Annotated in this window: 18 protein-coding genes; 9 read left to right on the top strand and 9 right to left on the bottom strand. The window is 40.0% G+C overall.

Features of this window, described 5'->3' with window-relative positions; genetic code table 11:
* Nucleotides 1–198 precede the first annotated feature (198 nt).
* Nucleotides 199–735: an RNA 2'-phosphotransferase gene (locus tag ACYQ2C_RS15575; protein WP_460104033.1), complete on the top strand. Its 537-nt coding sequence runs from the start codon at nt 199–201 to the stop codon at nt 733–735.
* A 160-nt stretch (nt 736–895) separates the two neighbouring features.
* Here ACYQ2C_RS15575 and ACYQ2C_RS15570 read toward each other — a convergent pair whose 3' ends face one another.
* A complete protein-coding gene (locus ACYQ2C_RS15570; protein ID WP_460104034.1) occupies nt 896–1318 on the bottom strand; it encodes a GFA family protein in 423 nt (140 codons plus the stop codon).
* A gap of 292 nt (nt 1319–1610) precedes the next feature.
* Complete coding sequence (locus tag ACYQ2C_RS15565; protein WP_460047694.1) at nt 1611–2543, bottom strand: DUF808 domain-containing protein; 933 nt, start codon at nt 2541–2543, stop codon at nt 1611–1613.
* Between the two features lie 825 nt (nt 2544–3368).
* On the opposite strand from ACYQ2C_RS15565, the gene ACYQ2C_RS15560 reads away from it, so the two are divergent.
* Nucleotides 3369–4154 (top strand): type IV pili methyl-accepting chemotaxis transducer N-terminal domain-containing protein, encoded by a 786-nt coding sequence (locus ACYQ2C_RS15560; RefSeq protein ID WP_460047692.1) that lies wholly within the window; start codon nt 3369–3371, stop codon nt 4152–4154.
* Between the two features lie 414 nt (nt 4155–4568).
* On the opposite strand, the gene ACYQ2C_RS15555 is transcribed toward ACYQ2C_RS15560, so the two are convergent.
* Nucleotides 4569–5279 (bottom strand): VIT1/CCC1 transporter family protein, encoded by a 711-nt coding sequence (locus ACYQ2C_RS15555; RefSeq protein ID WP_460104035.1) that lies wholly within the window; start codon nt 5277–5279, stop codon nt 4569–4571.
* 605 nt (nt 5280–5884) lie between these two features.
* Between ACYQ2C_RS15555 and ACYQ2C_RS15550 the strand changes: the two genes are divergently transcribed.
* Complete coding sequence (locus tag ACYQ2C_RS15550) at nt 5885–6526, top strand: ATP-binding cassette domain-containing protein (RefSeq protein WP_460104036.1); 642 nt, start codon at nt 5885–5887, stop codon at nt 6524–6526.
* A gap of 26 nt (nt 6527–6552) precedes the next feature.
* Here the strand turns inward: ACYQ2C_RS15550 and ACYQ2C_RS15545 are convergent, their stop codons facing one another.
* The 3 genes from ACYQ2C_RS15545 to rimK form a co-directional block, all read right to left on the bottom strand.
* Nucleotides 6553–6999 (bottom strand): ATP-dependent zinc protease family protein, encoded by a 447-nt coding sequence (locus ACYQ2C_RS15545; protein WP_460047687.1) that lies wholly within the window; start codon nt 6997–6999, stop codon nt 6553–6555.
* Nucleotides 6983–7519, bottom strand: coding sequence for a mechanosensitive ion channel domain-containing protein (locus tag ACYQ2C_RS15540; RefSeq protein WP_460047685.1), 537 nt, complete (start codon nt 7517–7519; stop codon nt 6983–6985). The genes ACYQ2C_RS15545 and ACYQ2C_RS15540 overlap by 17 nt, the downstream gene beginning before the upstream one ends.
* 221 nt (nt 7520–7740) lie before the next feature.
* On the bottom strand, nt 7741–8649 hold the full coding sequence (gene rimK / locus ACYQ2C_RS15535; protein ID WP_460047683.1) for a 30S ribosomal protein S6--L-glutamate ligase: 909 nt from the start codon (nt 8647–8649) through the stop codon (nt 7741–7743).
* 41 nt (nt 8650–8690) lie between these two features.
* Here rimK and ACYQ2C_RS15530 point away from each other — a divergent pair, with 41 nt between their 5' ends.
* The 6 genes from ACYQ2C_RS15530 to ACYQ2C_RS15505 all read left to right on the top strand — a co-directional run bounded on the left by ACYQ2C_RS15530 (nt 8691) and on the right by ACYQ2C_RS15505 (nt 15413).
* Complete coding sequence (locus ACYQ2C_RS15530; protein ID WP_460104037.1) at nt 8691–8915, top strand: hypothetical protein; 225 nt, start codon at nt 8691–8693, stop codon at nt 8913–8915.
* Nucleotides 8916–10071: 1156 nt separating this feature from the next.
* Complete coding sequence (locus tag ACYQ2C_RS15525) at nt 10072–12183, top strand: carboxy terminal-processing peptidase (protein WP_460104038.1); 2112 nt, start codon at nt 10072–10074, stop codon at nt 12181–12183.
* Nucleotides 12180–12992 carry an exodeoxyribonuclease III gene (xthA, locus tag ACYQ2C_RS15520; protein WP_460047678.1) on the top strand — a complete coding sequence of 271 codons (813 nt, stop codon included), beginning with the start codon at nt 12180–12182 and terminating at the stop codon, nt 12990–12992. Before ACYQ2C_RS15525 ends, xthA begins: the two co-directional genes overlap by 4 nt.
* 118 nt (nt 12993–13110) lie before the next feature.
* Complete coding sequence (locus tag ACYQ2C_RS15515; protein ID WP_460104039.1) at nt 13111–13839, top strand: hypothetical protein; 729 nt, start codon at nt 13111–13113, stop codon at nt 13837–13839.
* 138 nt (nt 13840–13977) lie between these two features.
* Nucleotides 13978–15069, top strand: a complete 1092-nt coding sequence (locus tag ACYQ2C_RS15510; RefSeq protein ID WP_460104041.1) for a mechanosensitive ion channel family protein — start codon at nt 13978–13980, stop codon at nt 15067–15069.
* A gap of 203 nt (nt 15070–15272) precedes the next feature.
* Nucleotides 15273–15413 carry a hypothetical protein gene (locus ACYQ2C_RS15505; RefSeq protein WP_460104042.1) on the top strand — a complete coding sequence of 47 codons (141 nt, stop codon included), beginning with the start codon at nt 15273–15275 and terminating at the stop codon, nt 15411–15413.
* Between the two features lie 28 nt (nt 15414–15441).
* Here ACYQ2C_RS15505 and ACYQ2C_RS15500 read toward each other — a convergent pair whose 3' ends face one another.
* The 3 genes from ACYQ2C_RS15500 to ACYQ2C_RS15490 form a co-directional block, all read right to left on the bottom strand.
* A complete protein-coding gene (locus ACYQ2C_RS15500) occupies nt 15442–17340 on the bottom strand; it encodes a UvrD-helicase domain-containing protein (protein ID WP_460104043.1) in 1899 nt (632 codons plus the stop codon).
* A gap of 9 nt (nt 17341–17349) precedes the next feature.
* Complete coding sequence (locus tag ACYQ2C_RS15495; protein WP_460104044.1) at nt 17350–19530, bottom strand: AAA family ATPase; 2181 nt, start codon at nt 19528–19530, stop codon at nt 17350–17352.
* Between the two features lie 343 nt (nt 19531–19873).
* Nucleotides 19874–20059 (bottom strand): hypothetical protein (locus ACYQ2C_RS15490; protein ID WP_460104045.1); only part of this gene is annotated, 186 nt, incomplete at its 5' end.

Raw genomic sequence — 20059 nt, 5'->3', positions numbered from 1 at the left:
TAGAAAAGCCTTAAAAACCACCCTCAACTGGGTGGTTTTTTATTTCATTGAAAATACGACTTACAATTTCTTCACAATTTTAATCACTTACAGTTCTTGAAATTGGCGACACATCCCTGCATCGCTGGAAACTCAAGATTAAGCAAACAAACTCAAAATTTTGATTGCAAGATACGCAATAAACGCTATCATTTTGCCATGAATGAAAAACACATTATAAAAATATCCAAATTTTTAAGCTTAATCCTCAGACACAATCCCCAAAAAATAAACCTCACGCTCGATGCCAACGGATGGGCGAACATCGACGATATTATTGCCAATACCAAACATCTTACTCTCACAAAAGAGCTAATTTTATTGGTTGTCGAACGTAACGATAAAAAACGCTTTGCATTAAATGATGATCATACCAAAATTCGTGCAAGCCAAGGCCATTCAATTGCCATTGAATTAGGTTTGGCCGCCAAAGAGCCGCCTGAAATTCTCTACCACGGCACTACCGAACGATTTGTCGATAGCATTAAACAACAAGGACTTATCAAGAAAAATCGACAACATGTACACCTATCCAGTGACAAAAATACGGCAATTAATGTCGGCCAAAGATACGGAAAACCACAGGTTTTAGTCATTAATACTAAAGCAATGAGACAAGATGGAATTGAATTTTATTTATCTGAAAACAATGTTTGGCTGGTAGATTCTGTGGCAGTCAAATACATTTCTTTTTAATTACAAACTTTTCAATCACAGGCATTTAACTTTTTGCGGTTTTTATAGCCTGAAAAATTTCTTCTCGCCTAAATTTCTAACCGAATATAGGTTCTGAAAAATCATACACATAAAAAAGCACCTTCAAAAGGTGCTTTTTAGAAACGGAACAATCAAGATTTTATTCGCCAACCATCATCTTCATAAATTCTTCACCGGTGAACTTAGGAGTATCTTCGGCAAAGCAGTAATAATTTGGCTTTTCATCAATAAAAATTTGCGCTGCCATGACTGCATCATCCGATAGATTTAAAAAGCCGGCGGTCATCATATACTGATCTTTTGGTTTCAAGTAGTAATACAGATGCGTTCCGCATTTTGAACAAAATGCGCGATCAGCCCACTGCGAAGAGTTATAGGCAGTAATGTTTTCTTTACCGTCAATAACCACATCACTTTGGCAATCTACCGCAAGATAAGGGCCACCGCCCCAGGTTCTGCACATGCTGCAATGACAAACACCGACTACCTTAGCCGCAGAAGGCGCTTCAATAGACACTGCACCACACAAACAACTGCCAGATACCTTCTCTGTATCAGCCATTGAAATCTCCTTACTTTGTAATGAAAATAGTTCAACAATAGGCACCTCCGATTAATTCATGAAGGAGTTAGTCAGAGGTTACTAAAAAGTCTGTATTCTTTCTTCAAGCTTACAATAATAGAATTTGAAAATCCGTGCTATTACCCTATTTTCAACCAATAAAACAAATTATTTGAGCAGATCTGTTTAACTACAAGAAACTGCAATTAAACCAGAGCTCTCTGTAATTATTGATTTAATGCGTTAAATATAAAACCCAAAACTAAATTACCGTTATGCAGTTAAATCTGACTCAATGAGCTAATGACTTTTTACGGTTGATCATATTAACAACCAACAAAATAACTGCACCAGCAACAATTCCGGTAACTGCATTAATGAGCACGTGTGCTAAACCACTCCAAAAACTCGCCGCGTAAACGCCATGAAACATTTCATCAATCCAATGAATTAATTCATGGGAAATGGGTAATCCGTGCAACAAGATGCCGCCACCCACCAAAAACATCGCAGCTGTACCAACAATGGTTAATGTTTTTAAAATATAAGGGCAAATCGCCAAAATAGCTTTACCAACAGATCGTTTAAACGAAAACTCCGAGCTAGTCTGATCAGCCTTTTTAATTAAAAATAAGCCTAAATCGTCTAATTTAACAATACCAGCAACAACACCGTAGACACCGATGGTCATCACCAAAGCGATACCCGCAACAACACCTATTTGTATAGCAAGAGAAGATTCTTGAACAGTTCCCAAAGTAATTACTACGATTTCTGCGGATAAAATAAAATCAGTACGAATTGCACCTTTAATTTTATCTTTTTCAAATTCTTCCAAACTGATGTTAGGATCATGAAGTGCTGTTAAAACCTCCTTTTTGTGCTCGTCGTCTTTGGTGAATTTATGCACTAATTTCTCAAAGCCTTCGAAACATAAAAAAGCGCCACCTAACATTAATAAAGGAATAATTAGCCACGGTATAAAAGCACTGATCAATAGTGCCGCGGGAACCAATATACATTTGTTTTTTAATGATCCCAGTGCAACTGCCCAAACCACCGGCAACTCTCTATCGGCACGAACCCCAGTGACCTGCTCGGCATTAAGTGCCAAATCATCGCCCAAAACACCTGCGGTTTTTTTGGCAGCCACCTTAGTCATTAAAGCAACATCATCCAAAATAGTGGCGATATCATCCAACAACGCTAATAGACCTGTTGCCATTTCAACTCCTTCAACTCGAAAACTACGCCAGTACAATTCACTAACATCTGACTAATCCATCCTGAATTCACCAGACAATAGAAAAAATTGATTTCAATTACTTTACATCCCAATCAAGATCATTGTTGGAACATCCTTGCTTCACCAAAAACTTCTTTTCAATCGGAGTTTCTCTAAAACTATCGATTAACAGAGTGTAACACTCTTACTGCGACAAATTAGCGATTACGATTCGTTGGCTCACAACTTCTAATGTAAATAACCTAAGAACCGCAAGACAATTTTACGAGTGTTGAATTATAAGAAACTTTGATCAACCCAGAGCTTCAAGCGACACTAGAGGTTTATCACCAAATGTAAGAATGGTAAGTGGTTGAAATTGTGAGAAAGTGGAAATCACCAGTCAACTTTCGACTCTGATGAAATCATAAATAAATTAATCATTATCCCCTATAGAAACGCTACTCGATTAACAGAAACCCTAATCGATTAACTTAGGTACATTATCTAAGACTAATAAAAATCGAACTACATTAATAAGAGACTAATCAAGACCCTGTTTCGCCCCACCGGAAGTCATTTTTCAAAAATAAATACGTTTATGACCCAATATTGAACAATAATACTAATTAAATTGCCAAAATATACGCACATAATTAATGCATAAAACATAAAAATGATTAAATCTATGTCATTTTTACGTTATTTTCATATTTATCAACGCACCAAATAAAATTGGTTCAAATTGTGCTGCACCCATTAAGTACAAAACCTAACTCTTCGATTAGTTTCCGTACTCTTTTCATTTAATTTAGGAGCAACTTAATGAAGAAAACTCTTCTCGTTTTCATTTTGATGTTTTTTGCCCAAGATATCTTCGCGATAACCATGGGGGACGCGATTAACATTGCGGGAAGACAAAGGATGTTGTCGCAACGTATTACCCAGTATTTTATTCTTTCTGGTATTCAGCCCGATCAAGCGCGTTACAAAGAACAACTGCAACGTTGTACTTTGGAGTTTCAAGAAAATCTCGATACATTGGAATCACTTTCTGAAGCAGATGCCATTAAAACTGATTTATTTGCGGTGCGAAATTTATGGCGTGAATTTAAGTTAATTGCTGAGGGTGAAATTAGTAAAGAGGCCGCCGCCCTGCTCTATCAAAAAAGTGATGATCTACTGCAAGCAGCTCATCATTACGTGGGTAATTTAGAGAAAATTTCGGGTCAATCCGGCGCCGAAATTGTAAATCTATCGGGCCGTCAACGAATGCTGTCTCAGCGTATTGCCAAGAATTATCTAGCCTATTACTGGGGTGTTTCTGAGCAGGGTTTAGAAAATTTACAGGCCGATCTTAATGAGTATGAACTCACTTTAAAATATTTAAAAAATAACCGCTTTAATAGCGATGAAATCACGCGAAAAATTAAAAAAACCGAAGGCCACCTAGAATATGCCACGCGTGGTTTTGAAGGCGATATGCACCTGAAAGGCGAAAGATTAGTATTTGTAATCACCGGAACTACCGATATTATGCTCAAAAATATGGATGAAATTACCAAGCTCTACGCCAATTTATTGGATCAACAAACTTTGGCGCAACGCTGATCATCAATTGATTTCAGCAAGGTCTCGCGCAAGATTTTTCAACCGCAGCCAATTAATTTCGACATTTCCCAAATATCGCAGCACCCAGCTGTAATACAATAAGAACCTCTGATTAACTCCTGCATGATTTAATCAGAGGACAGAAATTGACAATAAGATTTCCAATTTCTTCACAGCTTCAATCATTTACTATTCTTGGAATTGGCGATACACCCTTGTATCGCTGAAAACTTTATACTACTTACAGTTTCTAATAAAGTAATGCAAACGATGCCATTCAAAATTCTATCTAAGCAAACACAATTAGCATTAGAAATTTTTACTCAATAACTGCCTTATTTATTTAAAAATTGTTATTTGCTCTAAATTGTTATTCGTTCTAAATTGTTATTCGTTCTAAAAAGTCGTTGATTATTAAATAACAGGAATTTCAATTAACGAACCAACAAAACCTGTAATCAACATTGCCAAACACCCCCAAATAACCACGCGTATTGTTGCCTTTAGCATTTTTGCACCGCCTAAATACGCCGATAACGCCCCGAGTGATCCCAACGTTAATAAAGATGATAATGCTGTTACCCAGGTAATAAAGTCTATCGGCACTATCCACGCAGAAATCAACGGCAAAATAGAACCTAAAACAAATGCCGCAGCCGAAGAAAATGCCGCCATTAATGGATTAGCTTTCGTTGTTTCGGTTATGCCAATTTCATCCCTGGCGTGTGCTTCTAAAGCATTGTGCTCGGTAAGTTGCAGCGCAACCTCCTTGGCTAATTCGGGTTTTAATCCTCGGGCACAATATATTTCAGTAAGTTCTTTGAGTTCTAACTCAGTATTTTTCGCGAGAGATTCACTTTCCATCTGTAAATCAGCCTGTTCAATATCGGCTTGCGAACTTACAGAAACAAATTCCCCCGCGGCCATAGACACGGCTCCGGCGATAAGCGTTAAAAATCCGGCTAATAAAATAGTCTCTTGGGTCGCGCCACTGGCATGGACACCAATAATAAAACTGGCGGTTGAAACAATACCGTCATTTGCGCCAAGAACCGCCGCTCTTAACCAACCGGCTCTATCTGAATAATGTTTATGAGCGTGATACGACAAAGAAATATTTACCATATAATGTCCGATTCTTAACCAAACAGTCATTCACTCGCGTTTTGCGCTGAGTATTGTCAGTTTCTTCAACGCGGCTTTTAGACACCAAAATTAGGCGAGAATGTTCAATAACACTGGTACCAGCACTCGCTTCCAATACGATAACTCGTTGAAATTATATAAAAATCTGAATTCACATTTGCAACTGCTACTCACAAAATACCTCTACAAAACCATGTTCAGAGATTCCTATAGGAACCTCTGATTAACTCATCCATGATTTAATCAGAGGACAGAAATTGACAATGCGATTTCCAATTTCTTCACAATTTCAATCACTTACCGTTCTTGAAATTGGCGACACATCCTTGTGTCGCGAGAAACTCTGGTTAATCAGAGTTTCCTATAATCAATGGTCTTATGTTAGCGCATAAATATGACACCCTTTTCTAGACGTAATTTAACCGCGCCGTTGGATACAATTGTGCAAAGGTAAAGTTTTAATAAATTAAAGCGGTAAAATGGGTGATTTATAGATACAGGTCTAAAATTATCCATAGAACAACCGTATTTTAATAATTTTTTAGCACACTTTTTTATTTTTAACTTTTTGCGCCGAGTTATCTATGTCTTATCGCAACCAAAATCAGTTAAAACTCGACAATATCAGTATTAGCCACAACACCAGAAAAATTGTTTTTGTCGATGAGACTATAAAAAATTCGGAAGTACTAACGATTGTCGGCGATCAAAACTGCGGTAAGTCTGCATTGCTTGCGTTTATTGCCGGATTTCTTCCCAACGATTTTGCCGCGACGGGTGGGATATTTTTAAACCACGCCAACATCGCTCAACTCGCTCCACATAAACGTCGTTTAGGTTGCTTGTACCGCTGCCCTTTGTTGTTCCCTTACTTATCCGTAGAAGGCAACTTAAAGGTTAATATGAGCAAAGCTGAAAAAAATTCCAATGAAATTATTTGGCAAGCGCTAGAGGCGTTCAAATTAGATAAGGTAAGACGATTCGGCCCAGAAAGTTTATCGAAAGAACAAAAGTTCAAAGTGGCATTACTTAAGGTTTTACTCGCTAAACCTCAAGCTGTTTTGTTGGATGAGCCTTTCTCAATTTTTGAAGGCCAACGGCGCATAAATATGAAAGAGTTTTTATTTCAACAGCTAACGGCTGCTAATCTACCCAGCATTTTGGTAACCCATGAACCAGCCGACGCTCCAGATAGTAGCCAAAAGCTGATTCATTTGTGCAGTTAACGGCTATTAGTCGATAGCAGCACAGGTTAGGTTTCTGTAGTTAATACAAAAGTTTCTGAAGGATCAACCAGTACTTGTTTGCCCATCCCTTCACGACCCAATAACATCAGAAAGGTCATGTCAGAGCGATTCGTCAAGGTGAGTTCAATGGGCCAGCTGTGTTGACCCATTTCCATTAAAGTTCTAATTACGTAGCGTTCTTCCGCCACGCCATTAGATGACTTAATGTTTCTAATGTCGGAAATTTTTGCTTCGCACTCAACAACTGTCTCAACATTGTACATATCTGGATGAATATCAAACCGAACCCAAGGTCGTCCTGATTTGGTAAAACGGCGCAGATTATCTACATGTAATGACGATGTTTTCGCACCTGTATCTATTCGGACCTGTAAATCGTAAATTGAAAGCTCCGGCAGATTACAAACCTCTAAGGCGCCAATAATAAACTTTCCTTCAAGAACTTGAGTCATGATTCATCTCCTGAGTGGCGGGAGGTCGGCCTTTTTTATTCAAAATTTTAACAGCCCGCTGAAAGACCATGGCATTTGGATACGTATACAAATCATTTTCTGGTGTTTTTAAGATGACGTGAAATAAGGTAATTTCGTACACCTCACCCCCAAATGAATTATCGCCGTCGAGAATTTCAATAAAATCGCCAACTCGATACGGAAAGAAAAAGAAGACAATAACACTGGAGGTCACGTTACTCAGTATCGACCATTGGGCAAACAAAGCAACGCCAATAACCGCGAACGCTGAACCTAAAAATACGCTAATATCACTGTAGCCATAGCCAACAATAACGCACAAAGCGATTGCCACTATCAATGCAAATAGAATTTGTAAGGTGGCGTTTACGTAACGAACGCGCTTAGTGGGAATATTTTTTTCTTTTCCAATTCTCTCGACAATTTTGCGCAGATTTTTACGCACAATCCAATAGGCTAACAAAACCCCAAGCGTTAAAAAAATTTCACGAGATGACATTCAACTAACAATCCAAACAACAATAAATAATTCAGTTAACTATAAGAACCTCCGATTTATTCATCCGTGATTTATCGGAGGACAGAAATTGAAAATTGGATTTACAATTTCTTTACAATTTCAATTGCTTGTCGCTCTTGAAATTGACGACACATCTTTGTGTCGCAAGAAACCTTGGGTTAATCGAGGTCTCCTATGTGTTAATTACAGCACACGGAATCTCAACCTTTACCCTTTGTACGAGTATTAATTGGCTGCTGCGCCTGTGACTCTATATATTCGTAAATTAAGCCAGCAACATTTTTACCCGTTGCTACTTCAATACCTTCTAATCCTGGAGAAGAGTTAACCTCCATCACCAACGGACCGCGGTTTGATTGCAAAATATCCACACCACATACACCTAAACCCATTACCTTGGCGGCGTTTAGAGCTGTAGCACGTTCTTCTTTGGTAAGCTTAACCAGAGTTGCGGTTCCACCACGATGTAAATTAGAGCGAAATTCTCCTTCTGCACCCTTGCGCTTCATCGCAGCAACTACTTTATTACCTACAACAAAACACCGAATATCGGCACCACCGGCTTCAGAAATAAATTCTTGCACTAAAATGTTAGCTTTTAAACCCATAAAAGCTTCTATGATGCTCTCGGCCGCTTTGTTGCTGTCGGCCAAGACCACACCAATCCCCTGAGTTCCCTCAAGTAACTTGATCACCAGTGGAGCACCGCCAACGTGCCTGATTAAGTCTTTTACATCGTCGGGCTTGCTAGCAAAACCGGTTCTCGGTAAGCCTACGCCTCTTCGAGACAATAATTGCAAAGAACGTAACTTGTCCCGAGAACGGCTAATTGCGACGGACTCATTTAAACAAAACGTTCCCATCATCTCAAACTGGCGAACAACCGCCGAGCCATAAAAAGTAATCGAGGCGCCGATTCTTGGAATTACGGCATCGAATTTTGGTAAAGGCTTACCGTCGTATCTTACCGACGGAGACGAGGTTGTAATATCCATGTAACAATGCAAGGTATCGATAATTTGAACCTCATGCCCTCGCAAACGACCTTCTTCAGCCAATCTATTGGTAGAGTACAACGACTCATTGCGAGAAAGTATCGCTATTCTCATTAAAAATCCTGTAAAAAATATGAAATGTTTTGGGTAACAACGTGCCGTTTTTCGATGTCAGCGCTTATTTAGCTGTCGAAAATTTCTACGTTACATCGGGAAGAGCAGCTCTTAAAATTGGCCGCGACAGTAGGGTTAAAAGTCTAAAAAGTAAAGCACAAAAAAACCCTTGGGAGCTCTTAATATTAGTAGTACTTAGTCAAAAATTATCAGTACTGATTCAAGAATTATCAGTACTTAGTCAAAAAATCAGCCAGTACGGGTAATGCAATCCAACAAAACGATGAAGTAACAGGACTCCGCAAGAGAACTTGAAATGACCACCATACCGATTCGAATCAATATCTGCAAATTCATCGGTAAGAGACAAGATCTAATTGCAAAAAGCTAGAAATACCAGCGAAATATTGATCGGCAACTCAAGCAAGTATTTACTAAACTGATAACCAGACTGACGTTCAATATTTAATTGTGTATGTAAGATACCCGTACTAGCAAATAACCCTTTGCTCTTAAACTCTGGGCCATTAACCAAAAGCGTGTGATCGATTACTTTTATAAAAACGGCCATCAAACCAAGGAACCGTGTTACGGGTGCAAACAGTACAAAACCTATATGCAAACTCAGAAGACACCGATTAACCTTGAGCTTACAGCCACACAAAGACCTATCGCCAATTTTACTGATGGTAAGTGATTGAGTTTGTGCAAAAATTGAATCATAAAAGAATCAATCCCGAGGTTCCTATAGGAACCTCTGATTAACTCATCCCTGATTTAATCAGAGGACAGAAATTGAAAATGCGATTTCCAATTTCTTCACAATTTCAATCACTTACCGTTCTTGAAATTGGCGACACATCCTTGTGTCGCGAGAAACTCTAGGTTAATCAGAGTTTCCTATAGTATCCATGGAAGATTACCGATAGATGTAGGATCTGAGGCAAGGTCCAGAAATCAGAAAAATTACTACAATAAAAGAATATTGAATTGCATAACGGCTGACTCTGCTCTCGGCAACGCTCAAGTGAGTTCACTCATTTATGGTAGAGAACTCATTTATGCTAGAGAAAACGCTGATTTGCTCATTGCTATTGGATTTGCGCACCTTTAAGCAAGAGCAAAGTCTGAGCTAAGCTTGACGGTTGATAACTGATCGATAGCTTAAAGCAATCAAAATCATAGAGAACTCTGGTTGCACTGAAGCGAGAAAACCGAACCAAAGTCTTCTGGAAACAAGCCAAACCATCGATCTATCACGCAGTTGGAACAACGCACAGCGAAATAGGTCTCTAGATTCGCACAACAACTGGATATTTTTTCAGTAATCCGTGGCGTTAGGTTGACACCTTTTAGCCTAGTGATTAGTTTGAACACTCAGATGGAATCATCGTTAGAAAGCATTTCACAGGTTTAAGAAATATGCATCGAATTCTAAAAACGGCCGCAATCGTTCTTGTTACACTACCAACGGCCTTTGCTTGGAGCAAAGCCGAAGACATCGAAATATCTACAGCTCAGTCTCGCACGCTTTTAGAAGTGGTTAACACACTATCTACCAAGCATTATCGCACTCAGCCCGTTAACGATGACTTATCAAAAAGCTATTTCAACAACCTGCTGGATAATCTAGACCCGAGTCGTTCGGTGTTTTTAGAAGAAGACATCAAACGTTTTTCGAAATACGAAACCAAATTTGACGATTATTTGCGCCGTGGCGAAATATCACCAGGCTACGAAATCTACAATGTTTACCGTCAGCGCCTATCAGATCGCCTTGAGAAATTGCTCGCACAACTCCAAAGCTCTGAAAGCAACTTTGATTTCTCCCGCAATGAAAGCATTGAAATCGAGCGTGATGAGAACACACCCTGGTTGAAAGACATCAAAGAAGCGGACGAGTACTGGTATAAGCGCCTTAAATCAGCATCACTTAACCTTGTTTTGGCTGGTAAAACCCAAGAAGAAGCCAAAGAAACTCTGATTCGTCGCTACACCAACCAACTAAAACGCATCGAGCAACAAGATCAGCAGGATGTATTCGAGTCTTTGGTTAATTCCTTAACCGAAATCTACGATCCTCACACCAGCTACTTTTCACCACGCACTGAAGAAAACTTCAATATCAACATGTCGTTGTCGTTAGAAGGTATTGGAGCTGTTTTACAAACCGAGGACGAATACACCAAGGTTGTGCGAATCGTTACCGCCGGTCCTGCCGATAAGCAAGGCGAGCTGAAAGCCGCTGACAAGATCATTGGTGTTGGTCAAGGCCAAAACGGCGAAATCGTCGATGTGATTGGTTGGCGCTTGGAAGAAGTTGTCGACAAAATTCGCGGCAACAAAGGCTCTACCGTTCGCTTACAAGTAATTCCTTCCGATTCAACCAACGAAAGCGAAACCAAAATCATCGCTATTAAACGCGACAAGGTAAAACTGGAAGAGCAAGCAGCCAAGAGCGCTGTGTTTGAAGTTGATGATGGCGCCGAAGGTAAATTTAAGTTTGGTGTAATCGATGTGCCCGCGTTTTATCTAGATTTCGAAGGCTATCGCCGCCGCGATCCCGACTACAAAAGCACCACCAACGATGTTAGAAAATTACTTGCCGAGCTCGAACAAGAAGGGGTAGACGGCATTATTCTCGATTTGCGTAACAACGGTGGCGGCTCTTTATCCGAAGCAACCGCACTTACCGATCTGTTTATTGATACCGGCCCGGTTGTACAAATTCGAGAAACCAACCAAGAAATCTCAAGACGTAACCGCAGCCGCCGCAAAGCGAGCTACCGTGGCCCATTGGTTGTTTTAATTAACCGCCTAAGTGCTAGCGCCTCTGAAATTTTTGCAGGAGCTATTCAAGACTATAACCGTGGTCTGATTGTTGGCACTCAATCGTTCGGCAAAGGCACAGTACAAACATTAACCAGTGTTCACGAAGGCCAATTAAAGATTACCGAGTCAAAATTCTACCGTGTATCGGGCGACAGCACCCAACACCGTGGCGTTCTGCCCGATATCATGATGCCTCAAGTTATCGATCCTGAAGCTGTGGGTGAAAGCACCTACGACACGGCGCTAGAGTGGGATCAAATTCATCCTGTTCGCCATGATAAATACATCGATTTCTCGCAGGTTTTACCTGCATTGAAAGAGCTTCATGACAACCGTGTAACTTCCGATCCAGACCTACGCTTTATTATCGATTCATACAAGCTTGCGCAAGATAATAAAGACCAAAAAGAGCTTTCGCTGAATATCGAAACGCGCAAAAAAGAAAAAGCCGATCGCGAGCTTGCGGTCTTAAATATTGAAAACAAACGACGCGCTGCCAAAGGTGAAAAACCTTTTGAGAACTTCGACGAGCTTAAGAAAAATGACGACGAAGAACGTGAAGAAGGTGATACCAGTACCGAAATCAACACTGACGATGATGCATTATTGCAAGAAAGCGGTAAAATCCTAGCTGACTTTATTAATTTGCGGAATAAAACCAGAACCGCAGCTAACGATCAATTCGGCAACGGGTTTCAATGAAAGTAGTCTCTTTTAACGTTAACAGTATCAGAATGCGCCTCCACCAGTTGGAGGCCATTATTCAAAATCACCAACCTGACATCATTGGTTTGCAAGAAACCAAAGTCCAAGACCAAGAATTCCCATTAAGTGAGATAGAAGCACTTGGTTATCATGCGGTCTTTCATGGACAAAAGACTCACTACGGTGTCGCCCTACTCTCTAAACAAACTCCCATAAACCCACAAAAGGGATTTGCAACAGATAACGAAGATAGCCAACGCCGCCTTGTAACCGCCGATTATGAAATCAATGGTAAGCGCGTCAGCGTGATTAACGGTTATTTCCCCCAAGGCGAAAGCCAAGATCACCCGATAAAATTCCCAAACAAACGGGAATTTTACGCCAACCTTCAAACTCTACTCGAAACTCACCATAAACCCACCGACAATATTATTGTTATGGGTGATATGAATATTTCGCCGGAAGACATTGATATTGGTATTGGCGAAGACAACCGTAAGCGCTGGTTACGCACTGGTAAGTGCAGCTTTTTACCGGAAGAGCGTGAATGGCTGGGTAAGTTGAAAAGTTGGGGCCTACAAGACAGTTTTAGAACACTGAACCCTACGAACTCAGAAACCTACAGCTGGTTTGATTACCGCAGTAAAGGGTTTGAGCGCGAACCCAGACGCGGCCTACGCATCGATTTAATTATGGCGACTGAACCCTTGATGACAAACTGTGTTGATACCGGTGTTGATTACGAAGTGCGCGCCATGGACAAGCCTTCGGATCACTGTCCAATTTGGGCGGAATTTACGCTTTAGAACACCGTTAATTAATCTTCTGCAACTATCCAATCTAACTTCCTATTTTGGCAACACCGCATTAATATCTAAACGCTTCTATTGAAGCGTTTTTTCAAACAATTAATGGAATAATTCAATGAAGTCTCCGGTTTTTGCTTTAGCACTTCTACTAATAACTCTGGTCGGTTGCTCGACAAATTATGTGACTCCAGGAGCCGCAGTTAATATCAACGATATTACAGATAAAGAAATTAGCGACATTTTATCCATAAAACCGGCGGCAACCTTCCCAACCAATTTAGCCACCGTGCGTGTACAAGCTTCGGGATATTCCAACCATCAAACAACCAGTTACGGCCAGGGTCGTTACAGCGTCGTAACTGTACGCGAAGTTGAAGCCGATTCTGACTACGATCAATTAAAATCATTACCACAAGTTCGCGGCGTTGCACCAATCAACAAAATATTGTTGCCACAAGACTTAGATACCATCAAAACCCTGCGCGAAGCCTCCGCTAAATTAAAATCCGACATTTTAATGGTTTATACTTTTGATACTTATTTTCACGCCAATGGACAAAAATTTATTCCACTGAACGTTATCGCTCTGGGCTTTTTAAATAATAAAGAAGTTTCAGTAACTACTACCGTGTCAGCTGCTTTTTTTGATGTACGCACCGAATACTTATACGGCATCGCCGAAGCGACCAGCTCAAAAAGCAAATTCACCAGCGTGTGGGGTGAAAGTGGTGTGGTTGATGATTTGCGACTAGAAACCGAAAAATCGGCTTTTAAAAGTTTGATTCCAGAAATCAAAAATACTTGGAATGGGATTATCCAAGAATACGCGAATCCTACCCAGTAATACCGCAATTAGCCTGAAATTAAGCAAAAAATGTAATTTAAAAATTCTAGTCAACATAATGCAGCTAAAAATACTTTCGCAAACTTATTCACCCAAAACTCAGTTAACAACACGTTGAAACTAACGGCGGTAAACTCTATGAAAGAAATCATCAACGATTTAAGCCAAATGCCACCGTGGTTAATAATAAGTATTGGCGTTATTTGCGCATTTATTGTGCTAATGATCATCAAACAGATTTTATTAGCTCGCATTTCTTCGTTAATTGATAAAACTAAATTCGAACTTGATACCATTTTTATCAACGCCGCAAAAAAACCTGCCACCTTATTAGTCATTGCCCTGACGATTTTTATTTTTGAGGGCTTACTAAATTTTTACCAAATCGACATCACTCGTTTAGAACGCATTACTGTTTTTTCGGAACGTCTACTTATTATTCTCGCCTTGGTTATATTCTGTGAAAGATTGTGCAGCGGATTTATTGCTCACTATGCAAAACAAAGCGCCGTTTTAAACAACAGTAAAAGCTTAGCGTCAGGCATCGCACGGGTAATTATTTTAAGCTTAGGCATATTAATCGTCTTAAGTTCGGCGGGAGTGTCTATTACACCAATTATTGCATCGCTAGGTATTACTTCCCTAGCCGTAGCATTAGCACTGCAACCAACACTGGAAAACTTTTTCTCAGGTCTACAAATCATTGCAGACAAACCCATTCGTGTAGGCGACTTTATTGAATTAGAGTCAAAAGAACAGGGTTACGTAGAAAAAATTGGCTGGCGCTCAACCTGGGTACGAATGCTGCCAAACAACATGATTGTTATACCCAACAGCAAAATTGCGGGCTCCAAAATCATTAACTACTACTACCCTGAAAAAGAACTCTCGGTACCGGTAGAAGTAGGCGTACATTACAGTTCCGACCTAGAAAAAGTCGAACAAATAACCTTAGAAGTTGCCCGCGAAATACTACAGACACATGAATTCGGTGTAAAAACCTACGAAACCTTTATCGTTTATCACACCTTTGACTCCAGCAGCATCAACTTCACCGTAATGCTGCGCGCCAAAGAATACGCAAACCGATTCTTCATACGCTCTGCATTTATTAAAGCACTGCACAAACGTTACGCCCTAGAAGGCATCGTAATCCCATACCCAATTCGCGCGATCAATACCGACCAAGAATCCGCCATATTAGAACTGAAAAAAAACCAGTCAGCTTAATTGGCTGTTTTTTTAATTGGATAACGTCTACAAGCGTAAAATTACAAAAAATTTTACGCTCTTTAATAAAACATGGCGCTTTGCAAAACTGCATACTCCTGAGCAGCAGCTCTTACGGCCGATTAAAAATCGATACAGTCTATTCTTCTCAATACCTACATTAATATTTCCATATTTAAAACCAAGTAATCTTAGATACTTTAATGTCATTAACAGGCGCGACCAGTTTGGATTTGAGCAACAAACAACCACATAAACAAGCAAGACAAGACTTTACACAACAGTATGAGCGCACTATCGAACGCAATCGAGAGCATAAACATAATTGGGACTGGGATTTTTAGCGCATTATTTATATTAATGGGCGTTATTTTAACTTAAATCTTCAAACTCAATAATTTCGTCTTCGCGCGCAAATTTTTTACTTAGAAGACATTCTTTTACCTTTGATACATCTGATGTATAAATCACATGAGCAAGACTACTCTTCGCTCGTGTGGATGTAACATAGAACAATCTTCGCGTACGATCCAAACCGATCTCTTCTCCAGCATTTAGTTTTTTCTGACTTGCTACAGAAATTTCTTTCGCACCGAAATACTGCTCATAAGAGAATAAAAAACCTCCCGCCTCATCATCATCCATGACCACCATAACGCGCTCAAATTCGTTACCTTTTACGCCTTGATGGGTTCGAAAAATTGAGTTTCCATCGGCATAATCCTTGTAGTTTCGGATTTGAAAGAAATCAGTCTCTAATGCCTCCGCCCAAGCGACAATTTCGCTGTCATCTTCCTCAGATGTTTCTTCTTTAAACCCATTATCTCCAGAACCCGATACAAACGACTGTAACTTCTCTGGAATCCTAAGCAGCTTTTGCTGAGAAAGCACTTCAAGAACTTCGCGAAAACTAACATCATCATTTGAAATCACACCTCTAAACGCGTGCTCCGCAGCTCTAGCAGGCGAGAGTGGATCATCCTTGTTATCATTAAGTACGCTGGGTTCCAAAAGTGGCGACTTATTGTTTCTCAAGATAGACATAAGGTCGGCACGTCGCTTTTCGCGGCTCGCATCAACCAGAGGAAAAACAATATCAGAGAAAAAGTTCAGCTCGGCATTATCGCCTTCAGAAATTCGGTCTTTAATTTTGGGGGATTCTGACAACCTATCCCAAAGTTCATCAAACCTGAGCCGACGACTAGCCATTTTGTGTTCCAATAATAGGATAGCTGTTTCTTTAGATTCAGTATCTGTCCAACCCACATCTCCCGTAAGCTCAGCCATAGTATTACGGATTTTTTCTTCAACGTCTGGTTTGACTAGATTATCACGTGGAAGTAGGAAGTATCTTACGTAACCTTCTGCAGATCCGTCTTTCGCATACTGATAGCGCCCGTCATCTTCGCTTCGAATTTGATTGCCTAAACCAACGATACGCCGAGCTGAGCGATGATTCATTTCCTTGTTAAAAGTTTTCCAACCGTTTGGCTTGGTCTTACCTAGCTCGACTTCGCCTCCACCAAAGATACGCTGCATTGTATCTCCGAACAAACCAATAACAATTTTTTCAGATTTTGCCTTTTGTAGTTCAAAAAATGAGTTCACTACGTCTTTGTTTGTATCTTGGCTTTCGTCAATGAATATGAAAGGAAACTTATTCACTATCACTTCGGCCATCATTGGTTTTGTAGTGAGAAAGTTTGAGAAAATTTTTAATACGTCCGCGTGTGATAGTGAGTTTTGAGATGAGTTTACGCCGTTTGGATCGTAAACAAATGTACGCGGTTCTGCTAACCACTCAATTTTTTCAATTAAACGGATAATTGTTCTTTTTCGAGCATCAGAAGCCTTGCCAGCACGGCCACGTCTCTCTTCATCTTCAACCTGCGCAAGATCATAGGGAATCGTTTCCAAGTACCACTTGCGAATATCCTCATTAAAGCCAGCAATAGTCGACCAACAAAAACTATGAATCGTTGAAACGGCAAAGATTGGATTCTGCTCGATTCGATCCTTGATTTCGTCCGCTGCGTTGTTTGTAAAGGTAACAACCGCGATTTTCTTTCCTTGCCGAGAAAAGTCCGCACAATAATGAACTCTTAGAAAATCGAGAGCTTTTTTTAAAGAATAGGTTTTTCCTGATCCCGCCCCTGCAAAGGTGATAAAGCTTTTCCTCGACCCCATGTAAAGGCATTCTTGAATACTTGAATCAACGCTATTGTCATGATCTTCAGATTTGGTTTCTGCCAAGAAATATTCTTCAGACATAAATCTCCCCTATGCTTTTAGTGAAAGTTGCTTTTCCAGCCACGCGAGGCCATCGCTAATATATTCGGGGGGATTAAAGCTGTTCGCCTCATTGTCCGCGAGATGGAAGAGGCAGTCGAACGCAAAGTCGCCTTTTTTCAAATCTTTCACATAGTTAAAAAGTGACTCTGACAGGGTTTTACTATCATTTTCATGGGCGGCTTTTGCATCTTTCAGTCTGGATTTTTTCTGGAAATATTCATTCTCGAAATTTTCTAAAATCAATGCATCTTCAAAAGTTCGAGATAAAACTTCTTTGTCAGAAATATTTGTTGGCTTTTGATAGGCAATGTATAACGGCGTACCTTGGCTCGTTGTAGCGTGTTTATCTTTGGACAAGTCCACCAAGTCATCTATAGCTTCTTCCTTTGGGTGCCACTTTTTCAAGGTATCATTATTGGTTTTTCGATTTAAGTTTCTTTGTGGGAAACAAGACTTTCCTTGTTCATCAACAGAGTCGAGATCTGTCAGGACTAAGGTTGTTACCCCTAGCATCTCTATTAAATCTTTGTATTTATGCGTGTGCGCACCATTTACTTCGAGCATGGATACATATCGCTTTGAAAGTTGAGGAAAATTTTTAGAGATAAATTCGGGCACTAGAAGACGTTCTGCTTGTCCTTCAACAAAGATCACTCCGTCGGCAAAAAAGATATCACAATGAGTAAGTTTCAAGTGCTTTCTGACAAACTGGAGCTCTTCTTTAGGCTTCGCAAACAATTCTGACATATTAGCGATTGATGTGTAATCCATCGCAATGGATGCGTCTGCAATATTTCGTCGGAAATACCGTAAATCTTTGAAATCAATATTATCAATAATGTGGCTAGAGTGTGTACTGATAACTAGTTGTGTTTGATATTCAGGTCTATCTACTTTAGTTTCTGAATCACGTAAATCCGCATGATTTCGTAATGTGTTATACGCTTTTGAAACAAATACGCGCTGGACTTGTGCATGAAGATTTACTTCCGGCTCTTCGAGTAAAACTAAGTGAATTGGCTCAATTCCCTCTTCAATATCGCTTTCTGAAAATGCCGATTTTCCAACGCGCATCCATTTGTCACGAAACTCTAAAAGCCTGAATGTTAGATATATGAGATTTTGGTACCCAAGCCCTAGATAACTTTCAGGAAGAAACTCTTCTTCAGTCTTGTCAAAACGATATCGAACTGATGAGGACTTTTGCAATGCATCTGTCCCGCTAATTTTCGCAGAAATTTCAACAGTTGGATTGCCACCAATACCCGGATACCCCATGTCCTCCAGCTCTTTTAAAGGCGCTTCAAACTGAGTGTTTAATCTATCGGTGAAATCTGTTTCTAACTTCTGTTGTTGTCCCAATACTTTGAGATCATCAGCTTCTGGGAAATCATCTGGGTTCAAAATACGTTCGTAATATTCACGAAGTAATTTGTTGAGCCGATGCTTTTCTGAATATGGCCCTTTTTGATCTGTATTATCTTCCGTCCCCAATCCCCGTTGCTCGGATATCACATCTACTCGAATTAATTTTTTTAAAGTATCGGATTTAAGGGGCTGTAGGATTTCTCTGATAACAGGCTCTGTTTCTGTAGCAGGTTCTGCTTCTTTGCTCAAAATGTAGTGCTTTTGTTTAATATATTTACTGAAATTTCGACCTTTTTCCAAAAAATCATTTAGGTCTTTAGGCCACAAGCTTGCCTCGCCCCCGTGCTTTGACACTACGCCTCTCACATCAGTAAACTCACGACATAATTTGATAATATCGACCGCTTCGTAAGTTATACGAACCAACAGAGCGCCGCCGCACCATTCCAGGTCTGGCAAGATGTCACGAACTTTGTACGCCTCACTTGCTTCAGCTGTAATCTCGATGTCTAGACTAGGCAATAACTTTGTAAGAGTACTCGATAGCTCCTCTATTTCTTCGCTATCAGGAAATTTGCCTTCGACCTGTTCACCCAGCTTTCGGATTTCCTTCCAATTCCGTTTCGATATGTCTCTAAATTTTAGGTTATCTGGACTTTTTAAGAATGTGTGTAGTGCCCCAATGCAGGACGTTTTTCCACTGTTGTTCGCGCCAACAAGAACAGTTTTTTTATCATCAAGCACCAAGGCAACTTCGGCTAGTCGACGGTAGTTTTTTAATACGAAAGACGTAATTTTCATCTATCAAAACCTTTAGAAAGTACCCTTGTTTATTGATTTAGAATTTTCCAAGACATCTATAATATTCTTCAATGCTGACAATTTCTGAGTTAAGACTCCAATGTCCGCTTTGGGTCAAAAACGGTGGTTAAAATTCTAATTTTTTCATCTACCATTTATACATTTATGAACTTACATCAAACAACAAAAAAATCGCTACGTTAGTCAACTAACGACTTCTTTTATTCTTATTTCCCAATCTCGTACTTGTCGAGTGATAGCTTCTACATTATGACGTGCTGCAACCCAAAAAGAGCGACTATGGCAAATACTAAAGGCGATTATAAACACAAATTTTCAAGTCCTATTGTACACCTTCCAAACTTACCGTTGGGCACCTCAAAATACCGCTTGCACCTAGTAGAAGACTCAGGTTGTAGTGGTCAATTATTTTCATACCACCCTGTAGGAGGTTTTTATCATTTAAATGCTTTCTCAACTTCAGCTGGTGTTGCGTAGTTGTTGTAGCTGTGTCCGCGTATAAAATTGT

The sequence above is a fragment of the Sessilibacter sp. MAH3 genome, assembly GCF_054658275.1.
This window is presented reverse-complemented; position numbering and strand designations above follow the sequence as displayed.

Bases quoted from the DNA above. Each gene is read 5' to 3' on its own strand.
- ACYQ2C_RS15575 (WP_460104033.1), top strand. From the start codon at position 199: ATGAATGAAAAACACATTATAAAAATATCCAAATTTTTAAGCTTAATC.
- ACYQ2C_RS15570 (WP_460104034.1), bottom strand. From the start codon at position 1,318: ATGGCTGATACAGAGAAGGTATCTGGCAGTTGTTTGTGTGGTGCAGTG.
- ACYQ2C_RS15565 (WP_460047694.1), bottom strand. From the start codon at position 2,543: ATGGCAACAGGTCTATTAGCGTTGTTGGATGATATCGCCACTATTTTG.
- ACYQ2C_RS15560 (WP_460047692.1), top strand. From the start codon at position 3,369: ATGAAGAAAACTCTTCTCGTTTTCATTTTGATGTTTTTTGCCCAAGAT.
- ACYQ2C_RS15555 (WP_460104035.1), bottom strand. From the start codon at position 5,279: ATGGTAAATATTTCTTTGTCGTATCACGCTCATAAACATTATTCAGAT.
- ACYQ2C_RS15550 (WP_460104036.1), top strand. From the start codon at position 5,885: ATGTCTTATCGCAACCAAAATCAGTTAAAACTCGACAATATCAGTATT.
- ACYQ2C_RS15545 (WP_460047687.1), bottom strand. From the start codon at position 6,999: ATGACTCAAGTTCTTGAAGGAAAGTTTATTATTGGCGCCTTAGAGGTT.
- ACYQ2C_RS15540 (WP_460047685.1), bottom strand. From the start codon at position 7,519: ATGTCATCTCGTGAAATTTTTTTAACGCTTGGGGTTTTGTTAGCCTAT.
- rimK (WP_460047683.1), bottom strand. From the start codon at position 8,649: ATGAGAATAGCGATACTTTCTCGCAATGAGTCGTTGTACTCTACCAAT.
- ACYQ2C_RS15525 (WP_460104038.1), top strand. From the start codon at position 10,072: ATGCATCGAATTCTAAAAACGGCCGCAATCGTTCTTGTTACACTACCA.
- xthA (WP_460047678.1), top strand. From the start codon at position 12,180: ATGAAAGTAGTCTCTTTTAACGTTAACAGTATCAGAATGCGCCTCCAC.
- ACYQ2C_RS15515 (WP_460104039.1), top strand. From the start codon at position 13,111: ATGAAGTCTCCGGTTTTTGCTTTAGCACTTCTACTAATAACTCTGGTC.
- ACYQ2C_RS15510 (WP_460104041.1), top strand. From the start codon at position 13,978: ATGAAAGAAATCATCAACGATTTAAGCCAAATGCCACCGTGGTTAATA.
- ACYQ2C_RS15505 (WP_460104042.1), top strand. From the start codon at position 15,273: ATGTCATTAACAGGCGCGACCAGTTTGGATTTGAGCAACAAACAACCA.
- ACYQ2C_RS15500 (WP_460104043.1), bottom strand. From the start codon at position 17,340: ATGTCTGAAGAATATTTCTTGGCAGAAACCAAATCTGAAGATCATGAC.
- ACYQ2C_RS15495 (WP_460104044.1), bottom strand. From the start codon at position 19,530: ATGAAAATTACGTCTTTCGTATTAAAAAACTACCGTCGACTAGCCGAA.